The 14,447-nt window shown below is 57.7% G+C and carries 10 protein-coding genes; 7 read left to right on the top strand and 3 right to left on the bottom strand.

What is annotated here, in order from left to right:
• Positions 1 to 42 precede the first annotated feature (42 nt).
• From VM554_08340 to VM554_08320, 5 genes are read left to right on the top strand one after another with little or no spacing between them, the layout of a single operon-like run.
• A complete protein-coding gene (locus tag VM554_08340) occupies positions 43 to 2,094 on the top strand; it encodes a trehalase family glycosidase (protein ID HVJ08381.1) in 2,052 nt (683 codons plus the stop codon).
• Positions 2,095 to 2,117: 23 nt separating this feature from the next.
• A complete protein-coding gene (locus VM554_08335; protein ID HVJ08380.1) occupies positions 2,118 to 3,257 on the top strand; it encodes a hypothetical protein in 1,140 nt (379 codons plus the stop codon).
• Positions 3,254 to 4,609, top strand: coding sequence for an aspartate aminotransferase family protein (locus VM554_08330; GenBank protein HVJ08379.1), 1,356 nt, complete (start codon positions 3,254 to 3,256; stop codon positions 4,607 to 4,609). Before VM554_08335 ends, VM554_08330 begins: the two co-directional genes overlap by 4 nt.
• 45 nt (positions 4,610 to 4,654) lie before the next feature.
• The gene (locus VM554_08325) at positions 4,655 to 5,443 is read left to right on the top strand and encodes an SDR family oxidoreductase (protein HVJ08378.1); all 789 of its coding nucleotides are present in this window, start codon (positions 4,655 to 4,657) and stop codon (positions 5,441 to 5,443) included.
• Positions 5,440 to 7,578 (top strand): glycoside hydrolase family 2 TIM barrel-domain containing protein, encoded by a 2,139-nt coding sequence (locus VM554_08320; protein HVJ08377.1) that lies wholly within the window; start codon positions 5,440 to 5,442, stop codon positions 7,576 to 7,578. Before VM554_08325 ends, VM554_08320 begins: the two co-directional genes overlap by 4 nt.
• 63 nt (positions 7,579 to 7,641) lie before the next feature.
• On the opposite strand, the gene VM554_08315 is transcribed toward VM554_08320, so the two are convergent.
• The gene (locus VM554_08315; GenBank protein HVJ08376.1) at positions 7,642 to 8,367 is read right to left on the bottom strand and encodes a GntR family transcriptional regulator; all 726 of its coding nucleotides are present in this window, start codon (positions 8,365 to 8,367) and stop codon (positions 7,642 to 7,644) included.
• Positions 8,368 to 8,572: 205 nt separating this feature from the next.
• On the opposite strand from VM554_08315, the gene glgX reads away from it, so the two are divergent.
• Positions 8,573 to 10,795 (top strand): glycogen debranching protein GlgX, encoded by a 2,223-nt coding sequence (gene glgX, locus VM554_08310; GenBank protein ID HVJ08375.1) that lies wholly within the window; start codon positions 8,573 to 8,575, stop codon positions 10,793 to 10,795.
• 9 nt (positions 10,796 to 10,804) lie between these two features.
• Here the strand turns inward: glgX and VM554_08305 are convergent, their stop codons facing one another.
• Both VM554_08305 and VM554_08300 read right to left on the bottom strand, forming a co-directional pair.
• Positions 10,805 to 11,146 (bottom strand): STAS domain-containing protein, encoded by a 342-nt coding sequence (locus tag VM554_08305; protein HVJ08374.1) that lies wholly within the window; start codon positions 11,144 to 11,146, stop codon positions 10,805 to 10,807.
• A 3-nt stretch (positions 11,147 to 11,149) separates the two neighbouring features.
• On the bottom strand, positions 11,150 to 13,951 hold the full coding sequence (locus VM554_08300) for a SpoIIE family protein phosphatase (protein ID HVJ08373.1): 2,802 nt from the start codon (positions 13,949 to 13,951) through the stop codon (positions 11,150 to 11,152).
• Between the two features lie 103 nt (positions 13,952 to 14,054).
• Here VM554_08300 and VM554_08295 point away from each other — a divergent pair, with 103 nt between their 5' ends.
• Positions 14,055 to 14,435 (top strand): RNA-binding S4 domain-containing protein, encoded by a 381-nt coding sequence (locus VM554_08295; protein HVJ08372.1) that lies wholly within the window; start codon positions 14,055 to 14,057, stop codon positions 14,433 to 14,435.
• Positions 14,436 to 14,447 lie beyond the last annotated feature (12 nt).

The raw sequence follows: 14,447 nt of genomic DNA, 5'->3' as shown, positions 1-14,447 counted from the left end.
CGGGATCTCCGGAACACAACGCTTGTGGCGACTGCAGGAATCATGACGACGGAAAGAAAATTCAATGTCACGCTGCGGCTCGCCAGGAGACTGTCACCGCGTTTTCTAACTGGTGAAGCGCGCGCCGTCGCAGGTGTTGGCACGCGCAGCATCTTTGGCCGCCACAGCAGTTTGACGAAGATGCTGGGGGTGATGCTTGTTTTGTCGTGCATGCCCCCGGTTCTCTTTGGTGCGGCGCTGCCCAAGGCGTATGAGCGCACCGAATACTTGCAAACTAAGAAGCGTCTGGCAAAGGGGTGGGGAACCTGGGATAGCCGCAATATTCTCTCGCAGGTGCTGCTGCCCGAGGGAATCTCTGTCCAGATTGGTTTCAAGCAAACAACATGGATTGGCAATGAGTATCTGGATACTGCCCTAATCGGGCGCACCACCCCGAATGCCGAGCGAATCCGGCCCGGGTTGCATGCTCTCGATGGAAGCTACAGCGAATTTGAGCTGCACTGGCGTGACGTCGATGCACGCATCGAAACCGCGGCTGACGGAGGGGAACTTGTGATGCTGGTCTCTCCGCTGAAGCGTCCGGCGCATCCTGTAACAGCAGTTGTGCAAATTGGGATGCTCTGGAATCGCGCCGGATTGCTCTCTCGGAGTGAGCGGTCGCTGCAAGGAGAGCTATCCACGCGCAACGTGGAGTTTTACGTTACAGGAACCGAGGTAGAGGATCCGTGTGTTCCTTCCCGGACGCCCTACATCGCGGTTCTGCTGAATGCGCCGATCGGAGTGAGCACCTCCAAACCTCGCTCAGTGGAGGAGATGCAGCGCTTGATTGCGCACAAACGGCACGAGGTGGAGAGCCGGGCAGCCTTCAGTGGATCGTTGGCGGAGACCTACCTGGCGGTGGAATCTGGACTGGCGTGGAACACCATTTACGAGCCCAAATATGATCGCGTCGTCTCGACGGTAGGCAGGCTATGGAACGAAGAGTATGGCGGGTTTTGCCTGTTCGGATGGGATAATTTTTTTCTTTCGTACATGGCTTCTCTTTACAGCCGCGATCTGGCCTACGCGAATTTCCTCGAACATCTTCGCAGTATGACGGACGATGGGTTCATCCCAAACGACGACCGGGGCAATGGGACCAAGTCATGGGACCATTCCCAGCCCCCTGTGGGGGCGCTCATGCTGAAGGAGATCTATAAGCGATATCCAGAGAGATGGCTGCTGGAGGCTTCCTTCGACGATCTTCTGCGCTGGAACCGATGGTGGTTCAAGGATCGCTTCAACGGCGGCTTGCTAAGCTACGGGTCAAGTGTGGCACAGAATCCCTACGGGGACCCGGATGCGCACAGCGCGATCACTGCTGGTTACGAATCCGGCATGGACGACTCGCCGATGTACGAAGGAGTTCCATTCAATGCATCGCGCGGCGTGCTGGAGCTTCAGGACGTTGGGCTCAACAGTCTGTATGTCGCAGACTGCGAGGCGCTGGAGGAGATTGCCACTCTGCTCGGCCGCAAAGAGGAAGCGGAGGAGTTGAATGCCAGGGGAGTTAAGGTCTCCACGGCGATGGCCTCGCTCTGGGACGCAAAGAGTTCCCTCTATTTGAATCGTCGGACGGATACGGGCGAGCTGTCCCATCGGCTCTCTCCAACGATGTTTTATCCCTTGCTTGCCGGAATACCGGATAAGGACAAGGCGAGGCGTATGATTCAGGACCACTACATGAATCCTGCCGAGTTCTATGGGGAGTTCATGCTGCCGTCGGCAGCTCGCAACGACCCCTCCTTTCCTGCGCAGCGATATTGGAAAGGAGCTGTCTGGCCTCCGTTGAATTTTCTCGTCTATCTCGGCCTGCGGGAGTACGGCTTCGAGAAGGAAAGAAAGGCTCTGGCCGAGAGTTCGCGGGAGATGTTTCTCCAGCAATGGCGCAAGGACGGTCTGATCTGTGAGAATTACTCTTCGATTTCAGGAAGTGGGGAGGACCCTCGCTTGTCGAGCGATCGGTTCCATTCCTGGGGAGCACTGATGGGCTTCCTCAGCGTCATCGAAGCTGGACTGACGCCACCGACTGAAGCGCCAATTCGCGCAAGATAGAGGAGAACTGGACCGTGGAGGTTGTGCCGAATACGAAGCTGATGTTGATCGGTCTGGGCGATCTGGGAAGTATTGTTCTTGAGCTGTTGGCTCGAATTCCTGTCCCAATCGAGATAGTGGTCGGCTCGCGGAATCCGGAGCAGGCAGAATCCCGCTGCCGTCTTCTTCGCCTGGGAGCGCTGGCGCAAGGATGCAATCCGGTGGTTCGCGTCGTTCCCTTAAATCTCGAACAGATCCAGCAGACGGCGGAGACCATCCACCGGGAAAAACCGACAATCCTCTTCAGCACTGCCACGATGAGCACCTGGTGGCTGCCGGACCTGCTGCCACCTGAGCAGGCGTTGCTGGTGCGGGGCGCGGGCTTTGGCGTCTGGCTCCCGGTGCATCTTGCGCCAACTTTGGAGTTGATGCGAGCGGTGAAGATGTCGGGCCACACGGGATTCACCATTACCGCGCCTTATCCGGATGTGGTGAACTGCATGCTCGGCAGAGTTGGCCTGGCGCCGACCTGCGGCATTGGCAATGTAGCGGAGATGGCTACGAAGGTGCAGCAGCTTGCAGCGGAGGCATTGCAGGCTCCAACGGGCGACGTGCAGGTTTCCCTGGTTGCGCATCATGCCCTGGAGAGATATGTGTTTCGCGAACGATCTCCGGAGCTCAATGAGGAGTTGCCGCCATTTCTTCTCAAAATTCAATGCAGAGGAAGAGAGATCACCGATGAGTTGGACTGCCGGTCACTCCTCTTTTCTCGGTTTACTGTGCCAACCGGGCCTGCGACACATTTTCTAACTGCGAGCGCAACCGTGCGGTTGATTCTTGCGCTGCAAGGTGAAACGCCTACTCGCCTGCATGTGCCCGGGCCATCGGGGCTCGCTGGAGGGTATCCGGTATCTGTGGACCGCGGCGGAATCTCGCTGGACCTGGGACCAATTTCCCAAGACACCGCTCTTGCCATCAACGAAGCATCCCACCGTTTTGACGGGATACAGGAGATCCGCAAAGACGGGACAGCGGTCATCGGCGAAGAGGGCGCCAAAGTGTTGCGCGACCTTATTGGCTATGCCCCAGACCGAGTCACCATTCGGGATGTTCACGAGCAGGCCAGAGAGCTCGCGGCGCGTTTCCGTGCCTATGCAGAAAAACAGGGAGTGAGGATGAGATGATCACGCAGATAGACAACTGCAATGCTGCGCTGGACACCGGGAAGTCGAAGGACCTCTATCAGCGCTCGCTCGAGCTGTTGATCGAAGGCAGTAGTTCGCCTTCGCGGGGACCGGCCAATTACGGCAAGTATCCGCTCTACATGCAATCCGGAAAGGGCTCGCGCATATGGGACGCGAATGGCAATGAATATGTCGATTGGATGATGGGTTTCGGAGTGGTTCCTCTCGGCCATGCCGATGCGTCGGTGACCGAGGCGATTTACCATGCGGCTACCACAGGAGCTCATTTTGCCACTGCCACTGAGATTGAAGTTGAGTTGGCGGAGGCGATTCAACGGCTGGTTCCCTCCGCGGAGCGTGTACGCTTTACCAATACCGGCACCGAATCTGTGATGGCTGCGATGCGATTGGCTCGCGGTTACACGGGACGCGCGAAGATCGTGAAGTTCGAGGGCCACTATCACGGGTGGTGGGACGATGTTCTCCTCAACTCCCATCCCATGCCCGTTCATGCTCTGGGCCTTCCTTCCGATCCCGTCAAAATACCCGACAGTTCAGGGTTGAACCGGCACGCCCAGGACGACACGATCGTTGTTCCATGGAACGATCTGCCGGCTCTGGAGAGAGCGATTGCGAACCACCCGGGCCAGATTGCTGCGATTCTCACCGAGGGCGTCATGAGCAACATGGGTGTGATTCCCCAGGCCGCTGGCTATCTAAAATCGGTTGAAAAGCTCGCCAGAAAAAACGGGATCCTCTTCGTTCTGGACGAGACGGTTACGGGGTTTCGCGTGTCTGCGGGCGGCTGCCAGGAATATTACGGGCTGTCGCCGGATATCTCCACTTTGGGGAAAGCTCTGGGGTGCGGATTGCCGGTTGCGGCTGTCGTCGGCAGGGCGGAGATTATGAATGCTCTCGGCTGGGGTGGCGTGCTGCATTATGGAACGCAAAATGGATCGCGCATTGGGTTATTCGCTGCTCGCGCAAATCTGAAAAAGCTGACCGCCAACGACGGTGAAGCCATCAAACACTCTCTGTCGATTGCAGAAGCGATGTGCGATGGCTTGAGCGGTCTATTCACGCGGATGTCCGTTCCAGCGATCGTTCAGCGTGTAGGGCCGCTCTTTCAGATCATGTTCACGGAGCGGTCATCGATTTCGAATTATCGCGAGTACTGCGGCCACGTGGACCAGAGCCTCTATCGCCGATTTGTACAGAAGATGCTCGAATCGGGAATCTACATGACGCCCGCACCTACGCTGCACTTCAACGCGACCGTTGCTCATACCGAAGAGGATGTATCCCTCACACTCGATGCGGCGGAACGCGCTCTACGGGCTATCGGTTTTTAATCTGCGCTGCCGGACTGCGGCGGCAAGTAAAGGACAGGAAGCTTCATGGAAATGAAAGATCGGGCAAGCGAGTTACTTTCCCTCGAAGGGAAGGTTGGGGTAGTGACAGGCGGAGGATCGGGCATTGGCCGGGCTATCTGTACGCGCCTGGCGGAGATGGGCGCCGCGGTAGCTGTTCTCGATATCAACAGAACCAATGGCGAGGCGGCTGCATCGGAACTTAGAGACGCGGGGAAAAACGCCCGCTTCATCGAGTGTGATGTGCGATCGGTTGCTGCATGTAAAGCAGCAACCGAAAGCGTCATCCAATCGTTCGGAAAGATTGACATACTCTGCAACAACGCTGGTGTCGCGATTCGCAAATCGGTAGTAGATCTGGAGGAGGCTGAGTGGGATCTTGCGCTGGACGTGACGCTCAAGGGCATCTATACGCTCTCGCATCACGTGATTCCGCACATGATCCAGGCCGGCGGAGGCGCAGTGATCAACACCGCGTCCGGCTGGTCGCTGAAGGGTGGTGCGCGTGCGGCTTCCTACTGCGCGGCCAAGGGCGGCGTGCTGAATCTTACCCGGGCTATGGCGATCGATCATGGCCCGCACAATATCCGTGTGAACTGCGTATGCCCAGGCGACACCGATACGCCGATGTTGCGCAGTGAGTGCCAGCAGCTGGGAGAGGATCGAGAACAGTTTATGCGGGAGGCAGCCAACAGGCCACTGGCCCGCCTAGGCACTCCTGAAGACGTGGCGAATGCCGTGCTCTATCTCGCCAGCCCGATGGCTTCCTGGGTTACCGGAGCCTACCTGATTGTCGATGGCGGAGGGCTCGCATGATCTTCCAATCCGCTGTCAGGAAGGGCCTCTTCGTATGCGGGGTGCTATGCGCCGTCCTGTCGATGAGTGCGGCGGGAGCGTGCTCGACGAGAATCGATCTGAATGAAGACTGGCACTTCCGAGTGGACCCATCCAAAGCAGGGATGCAAACGGGCTGGTCGAACGCTCTTCCTGCGCAGACCGAGGAAGTGTCGCTGCCGCATACCTGGAACATTGGCGAGCACTACAGATACGAGGGCGATGCCTGGTACTTCAAAACATTTGCACGAGATCCAGCGCTGCAAACCAGGCGCATCGAAATCCACTTTGGGGCGACATTCTATGCGTCGCGCGTCTGGTTGAACGGCCACCTGCTTGGAGAGCACGAGGGCGGGTTCACCGAGTACTATTTCGACGCCACTCCCTATCTTAAGGACGTCAACTTTCTGGCCGTGGAGATCAACAACGAACCTAAGGTGGATACGATCCCCGGCATTCCCCTGAAGTCCGGTCCGGAGTCAACCATCTACGATTGGTGGCCATATGGCGGCATCATTCGCGGTGTGTGGCTGACGGCGGGCGATGAAACCGTGCTGCGCTGGCAGCACATCGACGCGACTCCATCGAATGGCGATGCAGAGATACGCGACAATCTGCGGGTCGAGAATCATGGAACCAGGACGCAGGATGTGCTCGTGCGGCTGGCGGCTCACTCACTGACGGACAGCGCGGATGAGGCGACCGTGGAGAAGTGGGTGCAGATCGCTCCCGGCTCTCAGGATGTGAGCCTCTCCCTTACGTTGAAGCACGCGCATCTGTGGGACTTCGATCACCCCTATCTCTACCGGATGGACGCGAGCTTGCAAAGCCGGGACGGGAAGCAATCCGATTCCATCCGCGATAACTTTGGTGTGCGAACAGTAACGATTCGCGACCGCAAACTTTATCTGAACGAAGCCCGAGTTCGGTTGAGCGGCCTCTCTCGCCATGAAGATTCCCCGTGGGAGGGGACTGCCGAGACCAGGGGAACGATCAAGCATGACTATGACGATCTGAAGAACCTGCAAACCACACTGGCGCGCCCGGTTCACTACCCGCAGCATCCGCTGATCTACGACTATGCCGATAAGAACGGCATTCTGATGATTCCGGAAATTCCGATGTGGCAGTTCAGCGAGAAGCAGATGAGGGATCCCAAAGTCATCGCGCTCGCCAAGCGGGAGATGCAGGAACTGATTGAGCAGAATTATAACCACCCAAGCATCTTTGCCTGGAGCGTGGACAATGAGAGCGCCACGAATACGCCAGGCGGAATCGAATATTTCAAGACGATGTATCCGTTTGTGAAGCAATTGGATCCTCGGCGGTTTGTGAGCTTTGCCGATGACATGATTGCGTTCGTAAACGATCCGGCGACGAATGCATCCAGCCTGGCAGACTTCATTATGTGGAACGAATACTTTGGATCCTGGGACGGTCCGGAGAGCATGCTGCCCCCCGCGCTGGACCGGATTGAAAAGGGATATCCGGGGAAGATGGTCATCGTTTCGGAGTTTGGTACTCCCGGTATTTATGCGACCAGTACACAGGCGGCGGACGTGGTGCGCGTAGAGATCATTCACAAGCAGCTTGCTTTATTTGCCCAGCGCGACTGGATTGCAGGCGCATTGTTCTGGTGCTACCAGGACTACCACTCGTTTCATAACCTGCGGCCCGGCCAGCAGGACGACTTTGTCGATCATGGATTAGTTGATAAAAATCGCCAACGCCGACCCTCCTATTACGCATGGCAGATGGAGAATTCTCCGGCGCATATCGAGGTCAAGTGGAGATACGACGATAAGGGAACTCCTGTCGGGTTCACTGCGGGGATCCGCCGTCGTGCCGAGAATGAATTGCCATCCTACGATCTAAAGAACTACCGGGTGGAATGGGTGGTCCTTGATCAAAATGGCAAGAAGATAGCCGGCTCCGAGCAGGAATTGACGGCCGTCGGACCTCCCCAGGAGATTATTGCGAAGTGGGCCGCCAGCGACGCAAAGGTTCTTCACTTCGAGATGAGACTCTACCGGCCTACAGGCTTTCTCGCCATGAAGAAGAATATTGTGTGGAGAACGCCGGAGCTTGGTTTGGATGACGGCGACAATCCAGAATAGGCATCGTGACGAAAACTCCGGCCACGAAGTGGACATAACAAGACGAAGAGTTAGCGGAGCGAGTTAGTCGATACTGCCGCGCTCGCCGAATCGCGCAATGACCTTGACCAGGCGCTCTGCGCCACGCTCCCAGTTGGCCTGCAAAGCCCGTTCGGCAGCGTCGGCATCGCCTTCGGCAACGGCTTCGATAATTGGTTTATGTTCCTCAAAAGAGAGTTTCAGCTCATTCGGGCTGGAACTCGAATAGAGCCACCAATACCGCTCCGTGTGGGGCTTAATGCCGTTGTAGATCGAGAGGAAGCGCGTGCCCGCTCCGGCATCCACTATGCTTGCGTGGAACTTTGTATCGAGATCAAAGAATGTGTTGGGCAGGGAGTCCGGCGAATCCGTCGCTCGCATCATCTGATCGTTCAGTTGCTTCAGCGTCGCAATCAAAGGCTTGCGAAGTTCCAGCGGCAAAGACGCGGCCATGCGTCCTGCGAGTCCCTCCATCTGTCCAACGATGAGGTACACTTCGCGGGCGTCCTTCTGCGTTAAAGGAGCCACGGTCAGCTTGGTCTTCGGCCCCGATCCTACCGTCAGCACGTAACCTTCATGCTCGAGCCACTGCAGTGCGGAGCGCAGCGGCGTACGGCTCACGCCAAGCTTCTCCGCAAGATCTCCCTCGATGATCCAGCTCCCGGGAGCGAGGCGACCAAAGACGATCATTTCGCGTAACGCCAGGAAGGTCTTCCTGACACTCTGTCCGCGCTCGATGTTTGAGCCGATACTTCTGGTTTTCCCGGTCATCCCCTGAATCCTATCGCCTGACGCTAAGTATAGGTATTTCACCATTCTCCCGCAAAGCGTTTTTCGGCAACGAGTGCGATCCGCAACGCACTCGTTGCGAGCGTTGAACAAGTTCCAAAGATGTGTGCCGCACTCGATTCCTGCAATACAAAAGTGCTTCTCCCGGTTGCTCCCGAAATTGTTAAGCTTGGAGCGGTGCGCGAATATGCCAAAAGAACCAAGCCCCTCTAAAGTGGTCTCCCAACCGGAGCAAGGCACCCATGAGACCCGGATTTCCGGGTCAGGTGCGGCGCGGACTGAGCAACTCGATGAGTTGGAGCGGTTGCTGAGCCTCAGCGAAGTCCAATCCATTCGTTCCGGCACTCCTCTACCGCTTGGCGCACATACGAGGGGCAATGGCGTAAACTTTGCGATCTTCAGCAGGAATGCTACCGGGGTTCGCCTGGATTTCTTCGATCATCGAGAAGATTCTGTGCCTTCGCGAAGTATCCTGCTGGACTCTTCCCGCAATAAAACGGGGGACATCTGGCACGTATGGCTGGAGGGGATTCGCCCCGGCCAGCTTTATGGATTTCGCTTTGCCGGACCTTATGCTCCTTACGAAGGCCATCGCTTCAATCCAGATAAACTCGTGGTCGATCCTTATGCGCGGGCGGTCGCGTTAGTTCCGGGCTGCGACTTTCTACCCGCGCTTGGCTATGATTCCTCATCGCCGCAGAAAGACCTGTCTTTTTCCGAAGTCGATGATACGGCCACTGCGCCCAAGTGCATCGTCATGCATGCGGATTTCGATTGGCAGGGCGATCAGCCGCTTCGCCATCCCTCGGAATCGACGGTGATCTATGAGCTTCATGTTCGGGGATACACAGTTCATCCCAGCGCCGGAGTTACATTCCCGGGGACTTATCGCGGACTTGCCGAGAAGATCCCGTATTTGAAGGATCTGGGAGTGACCGCCGTCGAGCTCATGCCGGTTCAGGAATTTAATGAGTACCAGATGTTGCGGGTGAATCCGCTCACAGGCGAACCGCTCAAAAACTTTTGGGGGTATGATCCTCTCTGCTTCGCCGCTCCGAAGGCCTCGTACGCCCACGTGCAGAAAGCAGGCGCGCAGGTATTCGAGTTCAAGGAGATGATCCGTACCTTTCATCAGGCCGGTATCGAGGTGATCCTCGATGTAGTTTTTAACCACACGGTGGAAGGCAATGAGTTGGGGCCGACAGTAGCTTTCCGCGGAATCGACAATGCGATCTACTACTGGCTCGATGACAACAAGCGCTTCTATCGTGACTTCACCGGCACAGGGCAGTCCGTCAATGCGGCGCACCCGGTAGTGCGCGATCTCATCCTGGACGCACTGCGCTGGTGGGTGCTGGAAATGCACGTCGATGGCTTCCGTTTCGATCTCGCCTCCGTGCTTGGCCGCGATCGCAACGGCCACGTCCTGTCGGATTCGCCTCTGCTGGAGCGGATCGCAGAGGATCCGATTCTGCGCGACTCGAAGCTGATCGCCGAGGCCTGGGATGCTGCCGGCGCCTATCAGGTAGGAAGCTTCTCGGACTGCCGTTGGGCAGAGTGGAATGGCCGTTTCCGCGATGATGTGCGCCGCTTCTGGCGCGGAGACGAAGGCATGATGGGCAAGTTCGCCAGCCGGCTCGGCGGAAGCTCAGACCTCTACGATGGATCGGGCAAGGGACCGGAGAGCAGCGTGAACTTCATCACCAGTCACGATGGATTTACGCTCAATGATCTGGTGAGCTACTCGCGCAAGCACAATGATGCGAATGACGAAAACGGCAGAGACGGATCCTTTGAGAACTACAGCGCGAACTATGGCGTCGAAGGGGCATCTGCCGATCCGGCGGTAGAAGGCATGCGCGTTCGCCAGATCAAGAATTTTCTTTTGACGATGGCGGTCTCCCGCGGGATGCCGATGCTGTTGGGGGGCGATGAGTTCCGGCGCAGTCAGCAGGGAAACAATAATGCCTACTGTCAGGACAACGAGATCAGTTGGGTGGATTGGTCCCTGCTGCAACACAACAATGAAGTTTTTCAATTTGCGCGTGGCATGTTTGCCTTTCGGCGGACGCACCCGGTATTGCGGCGGGAGGCCTTCTATACCAGCCAGGAGATCTATTGGTTCCATCCTTCCGGGGAGAACCCGAACTGGTTCGATTCCAGCCAGAGATGCCTGGCGTGCGAGATTCTCGCCGAGGGAGGGGCAGACCTGTTTCTGATGTTCAACGCGGAAGGCGAGGCGGTCTCCTTTGTCCTTCCGTCGCGCCTCTCAGGCTCCTGGAGCCTTGCTGTCGACACAGCGCAACCCACGCCATCCGGTTTCTACAGCCCCGAAGGAGAGGCTGCGCTTGCTAACTCCGCTAGCTACCTCGTGCAGCCTCGCTCCAGTGTGATTCTGGTTGCGCGTTGAAGTAAGTACTCACTTGGCGAAAGCATGCGCAGCCTCTTCTTTGGTGTCATAGATATCGAAGACCCGGTGCATGCGCACGAGTTCGAAGAGAGCCCGCACCTGCTTCGACATGCCGGAGAGCTTCAGCTCTCCGCCCTTGGCGCTCAATTGCCGAAGGCAGGAGAGCATAGCGCCCAGCCCGGAGCTATCGATAAAGTGCAGCGGGCTTAAATCGAGCACCAGCATGCTATTGTCTTGCAGAATCGGTGCAATGGCGCGCTTGAAGTCTCCAACGTTGCCTGCGTCCAGCTCCTCAACAGGCATCGTCGCAACAGCGATGCCATCTATCCTTTCGACTGCGATTTCCATCATCCTTCACTTTCCTCCCGCTGGGCGGGTCTTCAGCAACTCGATGCAATTTCTACCGTGCTCATCGCGATAGTACCGTACTTCATCGACGCTCCTCGAAATGATGTATGTGCCGAATCCGGAATCGCGCGAGCCATCGAACGGTGGCAATGGAGCTGTCTTGGAGTCAAAGGCATCTCCGAAGTGATGTAAGTGAATCACGATTCGATCTGGAAACGCTTCGGCCTCGATGCGAATCCACTGATCTTCGCGGCCATGGTAGGCGTGCTTCATGATGTTGCTGGCCGCCTCGTTGACGGCGAGTTCGAGTGCGCCGATGAAGCTTTCGTCCAGGGCTGGGCTGGGGAGACTGCGGCAAAATGTGCGCACGAATTCGCGTGCCTTGCGGAGTTGCCGTAGACTGCTGGCGATCTCCAACTCCCGCCGTGCAATGGGAATCTCTCTTTCTTCCACGCGGATGGCCACGCTGGTCAGGTCGTCCGTCAGCCGTTCGGTCCCGGTGAAGGCCGCGACGCTTTGGCGAACGGCTTCCACCAGCGGCGCAGGCTCTAGCTGGCCGTTGCGCACAATACACTCCTCCAGGCGCTGGGGCCCAAACAACTCGCCAGCGGGGCTGCGCGCTTCGGTAACACCATCCGAGTAAAAGAAAAATAAGTCGTCGGGCTCGAAAGCAACGGAGATCTGATCGTAGATCTCACCTTCCCGGACTCCCAGCGGCAGGCCGTCTCCGTGCAGCATCTCATGGCGGCCGGTTTTGCCGTGCAGGTGAACGATCCCTGTGTGCCCGCAATCGACGAAATCGAGGCTGCCCTTGTTCAGGTTGAATCGCGCATAGCACAGGGTTACAAAGCTTTCCAGATCGATCAGGTGCCGCACCAGTTCCATATGTGCGAGCATCACGATGTCTTTGGGTTCCGGCAGCTTTTTGTCCCTGGACAAGGCCATCAAGTCGCTGAAGGCCCTGAGAAAGGCGCTCTTGGTGGCGGCTCCCAGAAGCGCCGCGGGAATCCCTTTGCCCATGACGTCTCCGACGATCACATCCAGGCGCTCGTCCGAGTGCCGGAGAAAGATGTAGAAATCGCCGTCGATTCGCATGGAGGGGATTGTCAGCGCAGCCACTTCAAGTCCGGGAATATCCCTGGGCGGTTGATCGAGCAGCAAGGTCTGCTGGATCTTGGAGCCGATCTCAGTTTCCCGCTCCCGGGCCTGTTCCAGTTCCTTGTTTGCGGTCTGCAATTGGGCGGTTCGCGCTGCAACGCGCTGCTCCAGGCCAGCGTTGAGCGCGCGGATCTCGGCCTCGGCACGCTTGCGCTCCGTGATGTCTAGGAATGTGATCACCGCTCCAATCGCTTTTCCGCCGCGGTACATCGGATGGGACCAGTACTCCACCGGAAAGGATGTCCCATCTGCACGCCATAGCACCTCGTCATCCACGTGCGCGTAGCCACCTTTTGCCAGCGCCTGGTGCACCCTGCACTCCTCCTGCGGCAACGACTTTCCATCAGCCAACTGGTAGTGTGCCAGTTGATGAAGGCTCTTCCCGAGCAAACTGCCCGGGTCGTCATAGCCAAGCATCTTCATGCATGCCTGGTTGACCCAGGTGCAATTTCCCTGCAGATCGATTCCACAGATCGCTTCCGCGGTGGAGTCCAAAAGCAGCCGGATGTGCTCTTCCATCTCGAGGAGAGCCAACGCACTCTTTGCCTGCTCTGCCCGGGTTCGCAAAGTGGAGATGCCAAATGCCAGATCGTTGGCGAGCTCGGTCAGCAGCTTCACTTCCTCAATGTCGAACGCGTCCGGCTCCGCTGAATAAATCGCGAGAGCTCCGAAGGTCACCGCGTCGACAAGGAGAGGTATGGCAACGATGGAAGCATAACCGCGCTTCAAGGCTTCCGCACGCCAGGGGAGCATCGCCGGGTCTGCGGCGATGTGTTGTGTCACCACTGTCTTATGTGTGCGGATGGCTGTACCGACGGGACCGGCGCCCCGCTCGGTTTCTGCCCAGTTGATGTTTACGCTGGCCAGGTACCCTGCCTCGAAGCCTGCCTCGGCCATTACGGTTACTGATTTTTCCAGGTCGTTCTCAGCACGGCCGACCCAACACAACCGATAGCCAGCTTCGTCCACTACGATGTCGCATATCTGCTGCAGCAGCGTGGATTCCTCGGTTGCCCGAATAAGGGTGTGGTTGCATTTGCTGAGCACGCGCTGGGCCTGGCTGACGCGCCACAACCGCGCCTCCGCCCGCTGACGTTCCATCACCGAGCCAAGAATATTGGCGACCGCCTGAAGAAAGCTGATCTCATCCGCAGGGAAACTTCGGCGGTGACGAGTCAGTGCTCCAAGTACGCCGCAAGGGCCCTCGCTGGTGGAGATAACAACGCTGGCGCCACTCACCACTTCGTGTTCGCTCAGCAGGGCAGTTCGCGCGAAGCGCTTCTCCTGCTGCAGATCTTCGACCACGACCGGTTTGTCTGAAAGCAGCGTATATCCGGCCTGAGAATCCTTGCCAAGGCCAACCGTGGCGTGACCGACGTATCCCGGCTTCCATCCCACTCCGGCTGTCATCAACAGCGCTTCGCGATTCGGCAGCATCTCCAGAATCTCGGAATAATCGACGCCGAGAGCCTGGGCAACCTCTTCCGCTGCATCGTTCAGCATCTGGGACCATGGCGCACCCCGTAGAGCGCGCTGTCCAAGATCGGCCACCACTGACTGGAGATTGGCCAGAGCTCGTGCTGCATGTACCGCTGGATTCTCCTGCGCGGGGTCGCGAACCTCCTGCCGGTCATCGTGAATCTCGGGCATAATGTCCTTCTTCGCTAGGTATAGACCGGATGCCGGATGCGCGCAATGATTGCGTCGAGCGCTGCTTCTCCCAAAGGGGCCGCTTTTTATATGAGAATGAAGTATGTCTTCTGTTCGGATGGATAAGTGGCTTTGGGCCGCAAGGTTTTTCAAGACGCGAGCGCTGGCCGCTCGTGCCTGCGAACTGGGCAGGATTCAGTCCAATGGCCAGCTGGCCAAGGCTGCGCGAGAGGTCCGTGCTGGCGACCTGCTGCAAGTGAGAAACGAAAGCGGAGACTTCCAGGTGGAGGTTCTGCTCCTGAGTGAGGTGCGTGGTCCGGCCGCGGTCGCCCAGACGCTCTATCGCGAGACGGAGGCAAGCCGCGAACTGCGGCAAAAGCTGGCTGAAGAGCGGAAGGCAATGCCGAACTTCGAATCCTTGCGGGAAGGTAAACCCTCCAAGCGGGATCGACGCGAACTCAATCGGATTCGCGGGCGAGGATAAGTACGGCCTGCA

It is taken from the genome of Acidisarcina sp., assembly GCA_035539175.1.
GTDB lineage: Bacteria > Acidobacteriota > Terriglobia > Terriglobales > Acidobacteriaceae > JANXZS01.
Note: the sequence above shows the minus strand (reverse complement) of the source record. Positions and strands in the feature narration are given on the sequence as shown.

What these genes read in the sequence shown, in the direction of transcription:
- VM554_08340 (HVJ08381.1), top strand. Translation starts at nt 43, where the DNA reads ATGACGACGGAAAGAAAATTCAATGTCACGCTGCGGCTCGCCAGGAGA.
- VM554_08330 (HVJ08379.1), top strand. Translation starts at nt 3,254, where the DNA reads ATGATCACGCAGATAGACAACTGCAATGCTGCGCTGGACACCGGGAAG.
- VM554_08325 (HVJ08378.1), top strand. Translation starts at nt 4,655, where the DNA reads ATGGAAATGAAAGATCGGGCAAGCGAGTTACTTTCCCTCGAAGGGAAG.
- VM554_08320 (HVJ08377.1), top strand. Translation starts at nt 5,440, where the DNA reads ATGATCTTCCAATCCGCTGTCAGGAAGGGCCTCTTCGTATGCGGGGTG.
- VM554_08315 (HVJ08376.1), bottom strand. Translation starts at nt 8,367, where the DNA reads ATGACCGGGAAAACCAGAAGTATCGGCTCAAACATCGAGCGCGGACAG.
- glgX (HVJ08375.1), top strand. Translation starts at nt 8,573, where the DNA reads ATGCCAAAAGAACCAAGCCCCTCTAAAGTGGTCTCCCAACCGGAGCAA.
- VM554_08305 (HVJ08374.1), bottom strand. Translation starts at nt 11,146, where the DNA reads ATGATGGAAATCGCAGTCGAAAGGATAGATGGCATCGCTGTTGCGACG.
- VM554_08300 (HVJ08373.1), bottom strand. Translation starts at nt 13,951, where the DNA reads ATGCCCGAGATTCACGATGACCGGCAGGAGGTTCGCGACCCCGCGCAG.
- VM554_08295 (HVJ08372.1), top strand. Translation starts at nt 14,055, where the DNA reads ATGTCTTCTGTTCGGATGGATAAGTGGCTTTGGGCCGCAAGGTTTTTC.